The organism is Pseudomonas sp. m6p, assembly GCF_055760375.1.
Genome location: NZ_CM147084.1, coordinates 4,903,137 through 4,916,164 on the forward strand (window position 1 = coordinate 4,903,137; position 13,028 = coordinate 4,916,164).

14 protein-coding genes and 2 pseudogenes are annotated in these 13,028 nt (G+C 60.7%); 14 read left to right on the forward strand and 2 right to left on the reverse strand.

Features of this window, described 5'->3' with window-relative positions:
* The first annotated feature begins 56 nt into the window (after positions 1–56).
* A complete protein-coding gene (locus ACYZUM_RS22330) occupies positions 57–383 on the forward strand; it encodes a Tn7-like element transposition protein TnsE (RefSeq protein ID WP_257011529.1) in 327 nt (108 codons plus the stop codon).
* Positions 384–474: 91 nt separating this feature from the next.
* Positions 475–576, forward strand: a pseudogene (locus ACYZUM_RS22335) (ATP-binding protein); the annotation flags it as partial.
* Between the two features lie 290 nt (positions 577–866).
* Here ACYZUM_RS22335 and ACYZUM_RS22340 read toward each other — a convergent pair.
* Positions 867–1,019, reverse strand: a pseudogene (locus tag ACYZUM_RS22340) (transposase domain-containing protein); the annotation flags it as partial.
* Positions 976–1,419 (reverse strand): transposase, encoded by a 444-nt coding sequence (locus tag ACYZUM_RS22345; protein ID WP_430459340.1) that lies wholly within the window; start codon positions 1,417–1,419, stop codon positions 976–978. The pseudogene ACYZUM_RS22340 and the gene ACYZUM_RS22345, both read right to left, overlap by 44 nt.
* A gap of 125 nt (positions 1,420–1,544) precedes the next feature.
* Between ACYZUM_RS22345 and ACYZUM_RS22350 the strand changes: the two genes are divergently transcribed.
* The 12 genes from ACYZUM_RS22350 to ACYZUM_RS22405 all read left to right on the forward strand — a co-directional run bounded on the left by ACYZUM_RS22350 (position 1,545) and on the right by ACYZUM_RS22405 (position 13,017).
* Positions 1,545–1,817 (forward strand): helix-turn-helix domain-containing protein, encoded by a 273-nt coding sequence (locus ACYZUM_RS22350; RefSeq protein WP_034126242.1) that lies wholly within the window; start codon positions 1,545–1,547, stop codon positions 1,815–1,817.
* 43 nt (positions 1,818–1,860) lie between these two features.
* Positions 1,861–2,430, forward strand: a complete 570-nt coding sequence (gene hsp20 / locus ACYZUM_RS22355) for a small heat shock protein sHSP20 (protein WP_034126243.1) — start codon at positions 1,861–1,863, stop codon at positions 2,428–2,430.
* Positions 2,431–2,535: 105 nt separating this feature from the next.
* The gene (gene clpK / locus ACYZUM_RS22360; protein ID WP_095668238.1) at positions 2,536–5,385 is read left to right on the forward strand and encodes a heat shock survival AAA family ATPase ClpK; all 2,850 of its coding nucleotides are present in this window, start codon (positions 2,536–2,538) and stop codon (positions 5,383–5,385) included.
* Positions 5,386–5,531: 146 nt separating this feature from the next.
* Positions 5,532–5,990 (forward strand): small heat shock protein sHSP20-GI, encoded by a 459-nt coding sequence (hsp20-GI, locus tag ACYZUM_RS22365; RefSeq protein WP_016782889.1) that lies wholly within the window; start codon positions 5,532–5,534, stop codon positions 5,988–5,990.
* A 21-nt stretch (positions 5,991–6,011) separates the two neighbouring features.
* Positions 6,012–6,920, forward strand: coding sequence for a heat resistance protein YfdX1 (gene yfdX1, locus ACYZUM_RS22370; RefSeq protein WP_016782890.1), 909 nt, complete (start codon positions 6,012–6,014; stop codon positions 6,918–6,920).
* 102 nt (positions 6,921–7,022) lie between these two features.
* Positions 7,023–7,910 (forward strand): YfdX family protein, encoded by an 888-nt coding sequence (locus ACYZUM_RS22375; protein WP_016782891.1) that lies wholly within the window; start codon positions 7,023–7,025, stop codon positions 7,908–7,910.
* An 85-nt stretch (positions 7,911–7,995) separates the two neighbouring features.
* Positions 7,996–8,607, forward strand: coding sequence for an HdeD family acid-resistance protein (locus ACYZUM_RS22380; protein WP_000993372.1), 612 nt, complete (start codon positions 7,996–7,998; stop codon positions 8,605–8,607).
* A 98-nt stretch (positions 8,608–8,705) separates the two neighbouring features.
* A complete protein-coding gene (locus ACYZUM_RS22385; protein WP_029611654.1) occupies positions 8,706–9,851 on the forward strand; it encodes a hypothetical protein in 1,146 nt (381 codons plus the stop codon).
* The gene (gene trx-GI, locus ACYZUM_RS22390) at positions 9,841–10,281 is read left to right on the forward strand and encodes a heat resistance system thioredoxin Trx-GI (RefSeq protein WP_000787151.1); all 441 of its coding nucleotides are present in this window, start codon (positions 9,841–9,843) and stop codon (positions 10,279–10,281) included. The genes ACYZUM_RS22385 and trx-GI overlap by 11 nt, the downstream gene beginning before the upstream one ends.
* A 3-nt stretch (positions 10,282–10,284) precedes the next feature.
* Positions 10,285–11,991 (forward strand): cation:proton antiporter domain-containing protein, encoded by a 1,707-nt coding sequence (locus tag ACYZUM_RS22395; RefSeq protein WP_034113490.1) that lies wholly within the window; start codon positions 10,285–10,287, stop codon positions 11,989–11,991.
* A gap of 20 nt (positions 11,992–12,011) precedes the next feature.
* Complete coding sequence (locus tag ACYZUM_RS22400) at positions 12,012–12,905, forward strand: GGDEF domain-containing protein (protein WP_176464243.1); 894 nt, start codon at positions 12,012–12,014, stop codon at positions 12,903–12,905.
* Positions 12,906–12,933: 28 nt separating this feature from the next.
* Entirely contained in the window at positions 12,934–13,017 is an 84-nt protein-coding gene (locus ACYZUM_RS22405) for a hypothetical protein (protein ID WP_193759561.1), read from the forward strand.
* Positions 13,018–13,028: the final 11 nt, after the last annotated feature.

Here is a 13,028-nt window from a genome sequence, read left to right on the forward strand (position 1 = left end):
CAGGCTGTCAGCAGGGCTTATCGTACGATTTTTTCCGTTTTCTCTATGCCCCCCTGATTGATCACGAAAAATCACGCTGCTATCTGCTGGCAAGGTTCAAGCTGCAAAACGGCGATCAACGCTACCTTCTAGAAATAGATACCTCAGACAACCGGAAGACCATGTCAACGCGGATCATGGGCTTCAAAGCAGGTGTTGAGGCAGGAAAATGCATAGACAGGATCTTGAGGGAGACAGTGAAAGGCTCGTTGCGTTGGCCAGGCACCATGGCGAAGTACTGTGAGCCTTTGCACTCTGTGCATCACCCGAAAGAAAGCTCACCTGGGGCCAACCATGCCCGGGTGTTCGACTGGAAGCAGCGGATACGCGCGGCCCTAGGCTGATTGCAGAATACACCGCAGTTCGGCTGCGATACATCTTGTCGCGCACTGCGTGCAGCCTCCCCGAAACTGCCCGGAGCCGTGCCAAGGCGATATAGGCCCCTTGGGAGTCGGCAAGACGCATCTGGCCATCGCACTGCGCTATCGGGCGGCGCAGTGCGGCATCAAGACCCGCTTCATCACTGCGGCCGACCTTGGTGCTGCAACTGGGCGCGGACCAGCGTAACCGTCCGGGCATCCCGGCTGGCTTGACCCCGCCAAGCTAAGAGATGGTGGCAGTTCGTGGATGCCGTTTCCCGGGTGCACGCGATCCGAGACCACGCGATCAAGCAGGAAAACGAGCACCTGGGCTTGCCTGACTGACCGCAGGCCGGCGACGACAAGGTGGAAAAGTTCGGCGTGTGGCTCTGGCGGCAACGATCCCGCGAAGGGCGGACGGTGCTTGAGCTGTTGAACGTAAGCGTGCGGGCAAACCGTCTTGCGCGACTATGCCGGATGCCACCTATGCGGCAGCAGCTCTGCAATCTCACTCGCCCGCTGCGTCGGCAACCGTGTCAGCACATCCTTGAGATAGGCATACGGATCGTGCCCATTATTACGGGCCGACTGGATCAAACTCATGATCGCAGCAGCGCACTTGAGCATGCGATCCCGCGCCGAGCATTTGAGAAGGCAACGGGATGAACGCTGGCTGGATAGCCGTGGTTTTCTGGGTATGCAGCCGAATCCATTTGTGGACGAGGTTGGCATTGAGGCTGTAGCCCAAGGCGATGTTTGCGATGGAGGCACCGGGTTCAGAACACTCCTGAATGACCTGGGCCTTGAAAGATTTGCTGTAGGTACGGCGCTGAGGGGGCATGGAAAATCCGCTTGATGGGCCATGGCCTTCGGCGGCGGTGTCGGGAAGGTGTGTTGGCCGGACGGATACTGTTGAACTACGCTGTCTGGGGCAACGGAAGTGTTTCGGCCCGACTCTGGAACGCGATCCGCAGCGACGACTGGGCAATTCCGCACGTTGGCCTGAGCAGTTGACCTGCATCAATGGGGCGGGAGATCGCTGTACATTGACTCTTGAAGTTTGTCCTGGTAAGCGCAATATCTTGCAAAGTCTTGCAAGGATTTCCTTGGCCGGAACCGCAAAGCGACGCGATTGGAGAGGGTGAGATGAAAGCGCACCTACAGGTGATTTTCACGCTCGATGAATTGGCTGCGTACTTGAAAGTCGGCAAGCGGACGCTTTATCGGCTCGCCGCGCACGGGGAAATTCCGGCTTTCAAGGTGGGCGGGACGTGGCGGTTTCGTCAAAGTGAAATCGATCAGTGGATCAATGATCAGACCCGAGCCGGAGCAAAGAAGGAGGTGATGCGCAAGCGTGAACAGCAGAAGTCATCCGAGCCGCCCGTGTCGCCTGGGCGCACTGCCCGTCGCAGCAGGTAAAGGGCTTGAGTAACTCGTTTTTCAATTTTTCTGGAGGTATGACATGGACATCGATTTCAAGAAGTTGGCTCCCTGGAACTGGTTCAAGAACGAGCAGCAAGAGCAGCAGACCGCCTCTTCCCTGCCGGTGCAGCGCAATGACCTGCCAGCGGCGAGCGGGCCAGTCAGCCCGATCCTGCAACTGCATCGCGAGATCGACCGGCTGTTCGATGACGCGTTCCGGGGCTTCGGTTTTCCGGCGCTGGCCATGCCGCGGCTGCCATCCGATTGGTCGGGCATGCTGAAGCCGGCCCTGGACATCCAGGAAACCGACAAGCAGTACAAGATTGCCCTGGAAGTGCCCGGTGTCGAGGAAAAGGACATCCAGATCACCCTCGACAACGACGTGCTGGTGGTGCGTGGCGAGAAGCGCCAGGAACAGGAGAAGAAGGAAGGTGGCTTCCACCGTGTGGAGCGCACCTACGGCAGCTTTCACCGCGCCTTGAACCTGCCTGACGACGCCAATCAGGATTCGATCAAGGCATCGTTCAAGAACGGGGTGCTCACGGTCACGATCGACAAGCGCGAGGTCAGCGCGCCGAAGCAGGGACGTTCGATCCCGATCAACAGCTGACGTCGCCGGCTCGTTCGTCACAAGAAAAACCCGGTACGAGACGAGGTGTCGCGGCTCGCGATGCCTCGTCGCCTCAACCTTGTCAACCTTCTCAGGAGCATCAGCATGGCCAGAAAACAATGCCAGGTCTGCGGCCAACCCGCCACCGTGCGGGTGGAAGCCAATCTCAACGGGCGTCACAGCACCATGCTGTTGTGCGACGACCATTACCGCCAACTGGTGCGCCAGCAAAAGCGCACCGTCTCGCCGCTGGAAGCCTTGTTCGGCTCGCGCAGCGGCCTGTTCGAGGACTTCCTCGGCAGTGACTTCTTCCGCATCGGCGACGACGCGACGCCCTTTGCCGCCGATACCGATGACGTGGTCGATGCCGTGTTTGGCGAACCCGCCGCCGCAGGTTCGGGTGCACCGCGCCGGCGCGGCAGTGGGCTGGCCAGCCGCATCAGCGAACAGTCGGAAGCCCTGCTGCAAGAGGCCGCCAAACACGCTGCCGAATTTGGCCGCTCCGAGGTGGATACCGAACATCTGCTGCTGGCGCTGGCCGACAGCGACGTGGTCAAGACCATCCTGGGTCAGTTCAAAATCAAGGTCGATGACCTCAAGCGGCAGATCGAGTCCGAGGCCAAGCGCGGGGACAAGCCGTTCGAGGGCGAGATCGGCGTGTCGCCGCGCGTGAAGGATGCGCTCAGCCGCGCCTTCGTGGCCTCCAATGAACTCGGCCATTCCTATGTCGGTCCGGAGCATTTCCTGATCGGTCTGACCGAGGAAGGCGAAGGGCTGGCCGCCAACCTGCTACGCCGCTACGGCCTGACGCCGCAGGCGCTGCGCCAACAGGTCAGCAAGGTGGTCGGCAAAGGCGCCGAGGATGGCCGCGCCGAGACGCCGACCAACACGCCAGAACTCGACAAGTATTCGCGCGACCTCACCAAGATGGCGCGCGAGGGCAAGCTCGATCCGGTCATCGGCCGTGCGCAGGAGATCGAGACCACCATCGAGGTGCTGGCCCGGCGCAAGAAAAACAACCCGGTGTTGATCGGTGAGCCCGGCGTCGGCAAGACCGCCATTGTCGAAGGACTGGCGCAGCGGATGGTCGCCGGCGAAGTGCCCGAGACGCTGCGCGACAAGCGTCTGGTGGAACTCAACATCAACGCCATGGTGGCCGGCGCCAAGTATCGCGGCGAGTTCGAGGAGCGCGTGCAGAAGGTGCTCAAGGAAGTGACCGAGCACCAGGGCGAGATGATTCTCTTCATCGATGAAGTGCACACCATCGTCGGTGCCGGCCAGGGTGGCGGCGAAGGCGGGCTGGACGTGGCCAACGTGTTCAAGCCGATGATGGCGCGCGGCGAGCTGAACCTGATCGGCGCCACCACGCTCAACGAGTATCAGAAGTACATCGAGAAGGACGCCGCGCTGGAGCGTCGTTTCCAGCCGGTGATGGTGCCCGAGCCGACGGTAGCGCAGACCATGATGATCCTGCGCGGCCTGCGCGACACCTTCGAGGCGCACCACAAGGTCAGCATCACCGAGGATGCGATCATCGCCGCCGCCGAGTTGTCGGACCGCTACATCACCGCGCGCTTTTTGCCTGACAAGGCCATCGACCTGCTTGACCAGGCGGCCGCACGCGTGAAGCTGTCGGCCACGGCTCGCCCAGTGGCCGTACAAGAGCTGGAGTCCGAACTGCACCAGTTGCGGCGTGAGCAGGACTACATGGCCTCGCGCAAGCAGTACGACAAGGCCGCCGAGCTGGGCAAGCGCATCGAGGCAAAAGAGGCCGAACTCAAGAAGCTCATCGAAGATTGGGAGCGCGAGCGCGCCTCGGGCAGCGCCGAAGTCAAGGCCGAGCATGTCGCGCAGATCGTCTCGCGCCTGACCGGCATTCCGGTCAACGAGCTGACGGTGGAAGAACGCGAGAAGCTGTTGCATCTGGAACAGCGGCTGCACGAGCGCCTGGTGGGCCAGGACGAAGCGGTGCGCGCGGTGGCCGATGCCGTGCGGTTGTCGCGCGCGGGGCTGCGCGAAGGCGGCAAGCCGGTGGCGACTTTTCTGTTCCTCGGGCCGACCGGCGTGGGCAAGACCGAGCTCGCCAAGGCGCTGGCCGAGTCCATCTATGGCGATGAAGGTGCGCTGCTGCGCATCGACATGTCCGAGTACGGGGAACGCCATACCGTGGCACGCCTGGTGGGCGCGCCTCCGGGTTATGTGGGCTATGACGAGGGCGGCCAGCTCACCGAGAAGGTGCGTCGCAAGCCCTACAGCGTGTTGCTGCTGGACGAGATCGAGAAGGCTCACCCCGACGTCTACAACATCCTGCTGCAGGTGTTCGACGACGGGCGGCTCACCGACGGCAAGGGCCGGGTGGTGGATTTCACCAATACCATCATCATCGCCACCTCGAACTTGGGCTCGGACATCATCCAGCGTCGGCTGAAGGCCCGTAGCGCCGCCGGCGAGGAATACGAGAAGACCAAGTCCGAGGTGATGGACGTGCTGCGCGGACACTTCCGCCCCGAGTTCATCAACCGCATCGACGAGATCATCGTCTTCCATGCGCTGGGCAAGGAGGAGATCCGCCATATCGTCGGCCTGCAGCTCGATCGTGTGGCCCGCAACGCCGCCAGCCAGGGCGTGACGCTGACCTTCGATCAGACCTTGATCGACCACTTCGCGGAGGAAGGCTACAAGCCCGAGTTCGGTGCGCGTGAACTCAAGCGCCTGATCCGCAGCGAGCTGGAAACCGCGCTGGCACGCGAGATGCTCGGCGGCGGAATCGGCAAGGGCGATCACGCCAGCGCACGCTGGGACGACAAGGCCGAACGGGTGGTCTTCGAGCGCCAGGAGCCACCCGCAAAGCCGGCCGAGCCTGAGAAGCCCGATGCCGCGAACGTGGCCGAGACGCCGCCGAGCGACGCGAGCAAGCCTGCGCGCAAGAAAAAGTCAGCGGGCGGCGAATCTTGAGTCATGGGGAGGCTGTCGTGATCCTTCAATTGACCCAAGGACTTGTTCTTGATGGAAACGAAAAGTAGCAGGCGCTATTCAGAGTGCGCCGGCGGCTCTGTTCGGTGCGTCATCCAATTCGCCGGCATTGTTCAAGGAGAACCGATATGTCTGCATTGACTCCGTGGGACCCCTTCCGGGAACTGGATGAATTGCAAAACCGCCTGGCGACGATGTTGGGACGGCCCCCCCAGCGACAGGGCGCCCGTACCGGCAACGAAGCCATGACCACGGCGGACTGGGCACCAATGGTGGACATCAGCGAGGATGAGAACGCATTCCTCCTCAAGCTGGATCTGCCGGAGGTCCCCAAGGATGCCGTGCGCGTCAGCGCGGAAAACGGCGTACTCACCATCAGCGGCGAGCGCAAACTGGAAAAAGAGGAGCAGGGCAAGAAATTCCACCGCATCGAACGTGCGTATGGCCGCTTTGTGCGCAGCTTTGTCTTACCTGACAACGTTGATCCGACCAAGGTGACGGCTTCGATGAAAGACGGCGTGCTGGAAGTGCGGCTTGTCAAGGCCGAGCAAGCCAAGCCGAAGCAGATTGAAATTTCAGTCAATTAACTTCAATTGGAGTCCAACATCATGAATATCAAACAGCCCCAATACATCCGTTCCGCACTTGCCCTGGCGGTCTGCATCGGACTGAGTGGACCGGTTTTGGCCCAATCGGCGGCAAGTCCAAGCGCTGCAGCGCCCTCTGTCGCACCCAAGGCGGCGCAGCCACAAGTAGACGACAAGGCCGCCCAGGAAGCCGAAAAAAAGCGTTCCGAGCTCACTCAGGACGCCATCACGGCGCTCACCAAGACCCAGGAGGCTTTGACCCTCCTTGATGCAAATAAGACCAAGGAGGCGCTCGCTGCGCTGGAACTGGCCACCGGAAAGCTGGAACTGGTATTGGCACGCGACGCCAAACTTGCTTTGGCGCCGGTCGATGTACGCGTCATCACCCATGATATCCACGCCAACGTGGAATCGGTAAAGAAAGCGGTCAAGTTGTCTCGGGAGTTGTTGGGTGATGGCGAGGTGCAAAAGGCCCGGCCCATCGTTGCCAATCTGGCCAGCGAAATCGTGATCGAAACCGACAACCTGCCCATGGCAACGTACCCGGCAGCGATCAAGTCGGCTGCACGGCTCGTCGACAGCGGCAAGATCGACGAAGCCAAAGCAGAGCTCGCCCGAGCACTGAACACGCTGGTGGTCATCCAAGTTGTACTCCCTCTGCCCGTGCTACGGGCCGAGGCCGCGATAGCAAAAGCTGAAAAGCTGGCCGAGACTGACAAGCGCGATGCCAAGCAGAACGAGGAGCTCAGCACCTTGCTGTCGTCCGTGCGCACGGAGATCGAGCTGGCGCAAATCCTGGGTTATGGCAAGAAGGAGGACTTCAAACCCATCTTCGATCAGGTGAAGTCCATTGAGCAAAAGTCGGCTGGTGGCAAAAGCGGCAATGGATGGTTCGACGAGTTGAAGACGCGCATCCAAAAGCTGTTTTGAGGTGATGAAGGGGCCGACTGCTCCATCGGTCAGTCTCGCGATATTCGCAGTCGGCCCCAATAGATTCCCCTATTTTCACTATCTCATACGAGGCATATCACCATGAATGAGCAAACATCGAATCCCAACGCGATCAACGAAGGCACGAACGAACAGGCCGCGGTAAGCAGCCTTCCTGCCAGACCAGAGCCCAAGCCTGAAGTCGTCACGGAGGTACAGCCTGAGGTTCAGAAGGAAACGGACTCGCAAGCGGCAGACAAACGTAAACAAGTCCTCGATGAGGCCGTCTCGGCCTTGGCGCTGACCAAATCAGCGCTGGCGGCCCTGGACGAAAAAGAATCCGCGCGAGCACTGGCAACGCTGGCCGAAGTGACGGGAAAGCTGGAGCTGATCGTTGCACGCGAACCCACGCTCGCCCTGGCCCCCGTTGATGTGCGCACCATCGTGCACGACTTGTTCGCCAACACGGAAACCGTTGAGGCGATGACTGACGAGGCGCTGGATGCCCTCAAACATGGCGAGGTGCAACGCGCTCGTCGCGTGTTGGCATTGCTGGCCAGCGAAATCGTGATTGCGGTCACCAACATCCCTCTGGCGACTTACCCGGCAGCCGTGAAATCCGTCGTGCCGCTGATCGATCAGGGCAAGATCGAAGAGGCCAAGGCCGCGCTGCAGTTGGCGCTCGGCACGCTCGTCGAGACACTCAGCGTCATCCCGCTGCCCATCCTGCGCGCCAAACTGCTCGTCAAGCGCGCCGAGACCTTGACAGAAGATGGCCAGCGCAGCGAGGCGTCCGGTGAACGCCTGCAGGACTTGTTAAACGAAGCCCGGCAGCAGTTGGAAATGGCAGAACTGCTGGGCTATGGCAAAAAGAAGGACTTTGAGCCCCTGTACTCTGAACTCAAGAAAGTCAAGGAAAAGACGGCCGGAGGCGGGAGCGGAAAAGGCTGGCTCGATGAAATCAAGGCGAGACTGTCAAAGCTGTTCTAAAACCGCAAGAGAGGGGCGAATAGCCCCTCTCTTCGCCATGAAGGCTTGATTTTCCTGATCTCATGATCCATCAAGGAGATATCGCATGAATGCAAATACCATCGCCGATTCGAATGCGGATAACCCTGCCGATGCCGTGTGTTCACTGACCCAAAATTGGTGGTTGTTTGCGCTGCGCGGCATATTCGCGTTGATTTTTGCAGTCCTCGCATTCTGGATGCCACACTCGGCTTTGTTCGCCATGACGATAGTGTTCGGCGCATTTTCTTTGGTCAATGGTGCGTTCAACCTGGTTGCAGCGGTGCGGCAAATGCGGCAAAAGCAGCGCTGGGGCTGGCTGTTGTTCAGCGGCATCGTCGGCATACTCACCGGTGTCGTTGTGGTAGTTGCCCCTCTGGCTGCCACTTTGGCGTTGGCCTATTTCTTGTGGGTAAGCGTGGCATTCTGGGCAATTTTCACCGGTATGCTGGAGATATCCGCCGCCGTTCGTCTGCGCCGGGAAATCAAGGGCGAGATCTGGCTTGCCCTCAGCGGGCTGCTTTCCGTGCTCCTCGGTGCGATCATCCTATGGATGTTTTTTACCCGCCCGATCGAATCATTTCTGGCCGCGGGCTGGGTATTGGGTTTCCATGCTGCGATCTTCGGTATGACTCTTTTGCTTCTTAGTTGGCGTTTGCGCAAAGCGCGTCAGCGGTAAGGGCGTGAAAAACCAAACCGTAAGATCATCTTTGAAAATCAACATATCCAATCACCCGGGTCCACTCACCTGGGCGGACAACCCTAAAGGGCTTGAGCATGCGTATACAATATAGCTATCGACTCGTCGAAAAAGAATTTCATGAACCTTGGCGAATGTCTGTAGAAAAAGCGGTTGAACCCGCTCTCAAGCCGCTGATCGAAAAGCGCTCCGAAGATTCGGTACGTCTTCAAATCGTCCTCGAACGCGCGAAAAAAGGATCTCGCTTAACGGCCAGTGGCCACATGCACTTGCCGGGCAAAAAAATCGTCAGCGTCACTGCATCGCATAACGATCTGACGCCTCTCGCGCACATGCTAGCGCAGGCGTTGTTCCGGCAGGCCAAGAAGCACTTTGATCGGCTGAGCGCTCAGGATCAAATCAAGCGTAAGGCGCGTCGTGAACGCTTGCGCGAGCTCAAGGCGCGGATCGACACTCAACCTGCCTCTGTCGTCCAGCAAGCACGCGGGATAATCGAGACGCTGCTGCCGAAGGTTGAGGCCGTTGCGCAACGCGAGTTGGCTTATCTGCATGCCGCCGGTGATTTGCCTCGCGATTATCCGACGCTGCACGACGTGGTGGACGAAGCGATTGCTCTGGCTGAATCGGTATGGACATCCGTTCCAGAAGAAAATGCCGCTTACCTCGATCTTTTGAAACATCTTTTTGCCGTCATTGATCGCGAAGTGGCAAACAGCCGGCAATATGGCGAGGCCGTTTCGCTGGATGCGCCGGTCGAAGCGGATGCGCAGGACATGGCGGAGGCCATGGTAGAGGAAGAGTTCTACGAGTTTTATCAGCCTGATGACGCACTCAGCCTGGCCGACGTCATGGCTGATAGTCGGCTTCCCGACCCAGCAGCAATCGCCGAACAGGAGGAAATTGGTGACAGATCGAGCGAATTCGCATTTGCATTCGACCTGATGAAGGGTATGCCGCACTTGTGGCGCCGCATTTTTCTGCTTATCCGGGTGGATGGGCTGGATGCAGGCTGCGCTGCTGAAATCCTGCGGATGCCTAATAAGATAGATGCTGTCAGAGCGGGGCTCATTCAAGCCGAAGCCTTCATTGCGGCTCACGTGGAAGATGCCGGCGTGAGCGAAGACGGGAACGATTGGATCAAAGGCGTAAATTGGTCGGCGATGTCGGTGATCCGAAGCGAGGCAACCTCACCGCAGTCCAAGGAAGCGAACCATGAAAAATGAACTCCACATCGTCTGCCCACATTGCCAGTCCATCAACAGCGTGCCGGCCGCCAAGCTCGCGGATCGTCCCAACTGCGGCCGCTGCCAGCAGCCCTTGTTCACCGGCGAGCCCATCGAGTTGACGACGGCGACGTTCTCGCGCCACGTGGAGCGCAGCGATCTGCCGCTGCTGGTCGATTTCTGGGCGCCCTGGTGCGGGCCGTGCAAGATGATGGCGCCGCAGTTTCAACAAGCCGCGCGCCAGCTCGAACCCGGGATCAGGCTGGCAAAGGTGAACACCGAGGCTGAGCCCCACCTGGCCGCGCAGTTCGGTATCCGCAGCATTCCGACGCTCGCCCTGTTCCAGGGCGGACGTGAGATCGCCCGCCAGGCAGGCGCCATGGGCTCGCAGGACATCGTGCGCTGGGCCTCTGCACAGGTGGGACGCTGACCGATGCAGGATTTGCTCGGCACTACCCTGATCCTGCTGGCGGCGTGCAGCCTCGCGGTGGTGGCGACGGCGGCGTTCAGAGTACCCGCCTTGCTGGGTTACCTCGCCGTCGGCGCCTTGCTGGGCCCCTCGGTCAGCGGTGTGATCGCGCCGGGAGAGGCGTTGACTTTCATATCCGAACTGGGTGTGGCCCTGCTGCTGTTCATGGTCGGACTGGAATTCTCGCTGGGGCACTTCTGGCTCACTCGCAAGACCGTACTGGCGTCCGGCAGCTTGCAGATGGTCGTCGTGGCCGCGCCACTGACCCTGGTGCTGATCGGGTTGGGTCAGCCAGCTCAGAGCGCTGCACTGCTCGGCGCCGCAGCGGCCATGTCGTCCACGGCGCTGGTCAGCCGACAGCTGGCCGACCAAGGCGAGCTCACCACCCGCCACGGCCGCAGTGCCATCGCCGTGCTGGTCTTTCAGGACCTGGCCAGCGTGCCCCTGCTGGCCCTGCTGGCGATCTGGGCGCGCGGCGACTCGCCGAAGATCGAGAGCGTGCTGCTCGAAGTGTTGGGCGTGCTGGTGTTGTTCGCGGCAGCGGCGGTTGCCTCGCGTCGTCTGTTGCATGGCCTGCTGGGCTGGGTGGCGCGGCAGGGCCACGAAGAATCCTTCGTGCTGGTCTCCTTGTGCGTGGTCGTGGCGGCAGCCGCTGCTGCACACGCCGTCGGCGTATCCGCCGCCCTGGGGGCCTTTCTCGCCGGCATGGTCCTGGGCGAGAGCGACTTCCGGCACCACATGGAAAGCCACCTCAAGCCCTTTCGTGATGTGCTGTCGGGCCTGTTCTTCGTGACCATCGGCCTGCAGCTGGACACCGCGCAGATCGTGGCCGCACCGCTGGCGGTACTGGGTTGGCTGTTGGCCTTGGTGCCTCTCAAGATGGGGCTGAACTTTCTGGCGCTGCGCGCAACCCGCCTGTCGGCGCTCGACGCCTGGCGCGCAGGCATCGTGCTGGGTCATGGCGGCGAGTTTGCGCTGCTGCTCCTGGGCATGGTCATGCAGCAGCACCTGATCGCCGCCACCATGGTGCAACCGATGCTGGTGGCGCTGGTGTTGAGCATGGGGTTGGCACCGCTCCTGATCCGACACCATGACCGATGGGCGCGGGCTTTCAGCCGCTCGGGCGCACTCGGTCAGCCACCGCAGGCCGAAGAAGGCGAAGTCGCCGAGCGGGCGCGGTCGTTACGCGACCATGTGATCATCTGTGGGGCGGATGACGTCGGGCTGCTGCTGAGCCGAACGCTGCGCCTGGCAGGCATACCGCATTTGCTGCTGGAATCGGACCGCCAACGGGTCGAAGCGGGGCGTGCGATGGGGGCGCCGGTGTCGTATGGCGATGCCAGTCGGCTCGACACCCTGGCCGCCGCCGGATTGGCCCATGCCCGCCTGGTGGTGCTGACGTTTGCCCGTCCGCAGACGGCCCTGCGTATCGCTCAGGCGGTTCTCGACCGCCGCCTGAGCTTGTCCGTGGTGGTGGCCACTGAGCGCGTAACGGATGCCCAGCTTTTGCGTAATCTGCCCAATGTCAGACTGTACCCGTTGTACCTGGCTGCGGGACTGGGACTGGCCGAGCAGGTACTGTTGATGTTGGGCATCAACGCCGACCAAGTCGACCACCGGATCGAGGAATTACGGCAGACACTCAGTGAGTCAGGTGGGGATAGACCATGAACGGGCCGACCATTTGACTGATGGTGTCGCTACTTGCCAATATTGGCATGGCGGTTGCGCTATGGCGTTTTGTTCGTACCAATCGCCAGAGGCGTGACGAGCTGAAGCATCGCCAACAAGCGCAAATCGATGACAAGGAACGGATCGCCATCGCCCTGGAGGGCGCAGGGCTGGGATTCTGGGAGTGGGATATCGCTACCGACAGCTTCAGGCTTTCTGCCCGCAGTCTGGCGATGTTCGGCTTGACCTCCGACGAGGAGGTTGGCGCCACCCATGCCGCATGGCAAGCGCGTACTCACCCGGAGGATTTGCCGGTCGCTCTGGCAAAGGTGCGCGCTTACCAAGAAAACCCGTCGGAGCGATTGGAGTGCGAGTACCGCGTTCGTCATCGATCTGGCGTTTGGATTTGGGTGCTGGATCGCGGCCGTTGGCTGGGTGGCGCGGGCAGGCAACTGATAGTCGGCACTCTGCTCGACATCTCTTCTCGCAAGGAAATGGAGCAGCAGTTGCTGCGTATGGCGATCACCGACCCCTTGACCGGCTTGTCGAACCGGCGGGCTTTTAACGAACGATTACAGCTGGAATGGGAGCGCCTCAAACGCAGCACCGAGATACAAGCAGCACTTGTGCTCTGCGACATCGATCACTTCAAGCGTATCAATGACACCTATGGACACGGATGCAGCGATGAGGTGCTCAAGCACTTTGCTTCACGGTTGAGGGAACATGTTCGCGCAACCGACATGGCTGCCCGGATTGGGGGGGAGGAATTCGCTGTGTTGTTGGAAGCGGCATCGATAGAAGACGCCCAAGTATGGGCGGAGCGATTTCGTCAGGACACTGCGGCGACAGCGGTGGTGTGTGGAGAGGTGTCGATCAGCTATAGCGCCAGCATGGGGGGAGGCTCTCCTTGACCCCCGTTTGCACTCTGTCGAGCAGGTGATGCAGCAGGCGGACAGCGCGCTCTACCAGGCAAAAAGACAAGGGCGCAACCAAGTTGTGGGTGCACAAGTATTTCAGAATTGAGAGGAGTGGCG

Bases quoted from the DNA above. Each gene is read 5' to 3' on its own strand.
- ACYZUM_RS22345 (WP_430459340.1), bottom strand. From the start codon at position 1,419: ATGCAGGTCAACTGCTCAGGCCAACGTGCGGAATTGCCCAGTCGTCGC.
- ACYZUM_RS22350 (WP_034126242.1), top strand. From the start codon at position 1,545: ATGAAAGCGCACCTACAGGTGATTTTCACGCTCGATGAATTGGCTGCG.
- hsp20 (WP_034126243.1), top strand. From the start codon at position 1,861: ATGGACATCGATTTCAAGAAGTTGGCTCCCTGGAACTGGTTCAAGAAC.
- clpK (WP_095668238.1), top strand. From the start codon at position 2,536: ATGGCCAGAAAACAATGCCAGGTCTGCGGCCAACCCGCCACCGTGCGG.
- hsp20-GI (WP_016782889.1), top strand. From the start codon at position 5,532: ATGTCTGCATTGACTCCGTGGGACCCCTTCCGGGAACTGGATGAATTG.
- yfdX1 (WP_016782890.1), top strand. From the start codon at position 6,012: ATGAATATCAAACAGCCCCAATACATCCGTTCCGCACTTGCCCTGGCG.
- ACYZUM_RS22375 (WP_016782891.1), top strand. From the start codon at position 7,023: ATGAATGAGCAAACATCGAATCCCAACGCGATCAACGAAGGCACGAAC.
- ACYZUM_RS22380 (WP_000993372.1), top strand. From the start codon at position 7,996: ATGAATGCAAATACCATCGCCGATTCGAATGCGGATAACCCTGCCGAT.
- ACYZUM_RS22385 (WP_029611654.1), top strand. From the start codon at position 8,706: ATGCGTATACAATATAGCTATCGACTCGTCGAAAAAGAATTTCATGAA.
- trx-GI (WP_000787151.1), top strand. From the start codon at position 9,841: ATGAAAAATGAACTCCACATCGTCTGCCCACATTGCCAGTCCATCAAC.
- ACYZUM_RS22395 (WP_034113490.1), top strand. From the start codon at position 10,285: ATGCAGGATTTGCTCGGCACTACCCTGATCCTGCTGGCGGCGTGCAGC.
- ACYZUM_RS22400 (WP_176464243.1), top strand. From the start codon at position 12,012: ATGGTGTCGCTACTTGCCAATATTGGCATGGCGGTTGCGCTATGGCGT.
- ACYZUM_RS22405 (WP_193759561.1), top strand. From the start codon at position 12,934: ATGCAGCAGGCGGACAGCGCGCTCTACCAGGCAAAAAGACAAGGGCGC.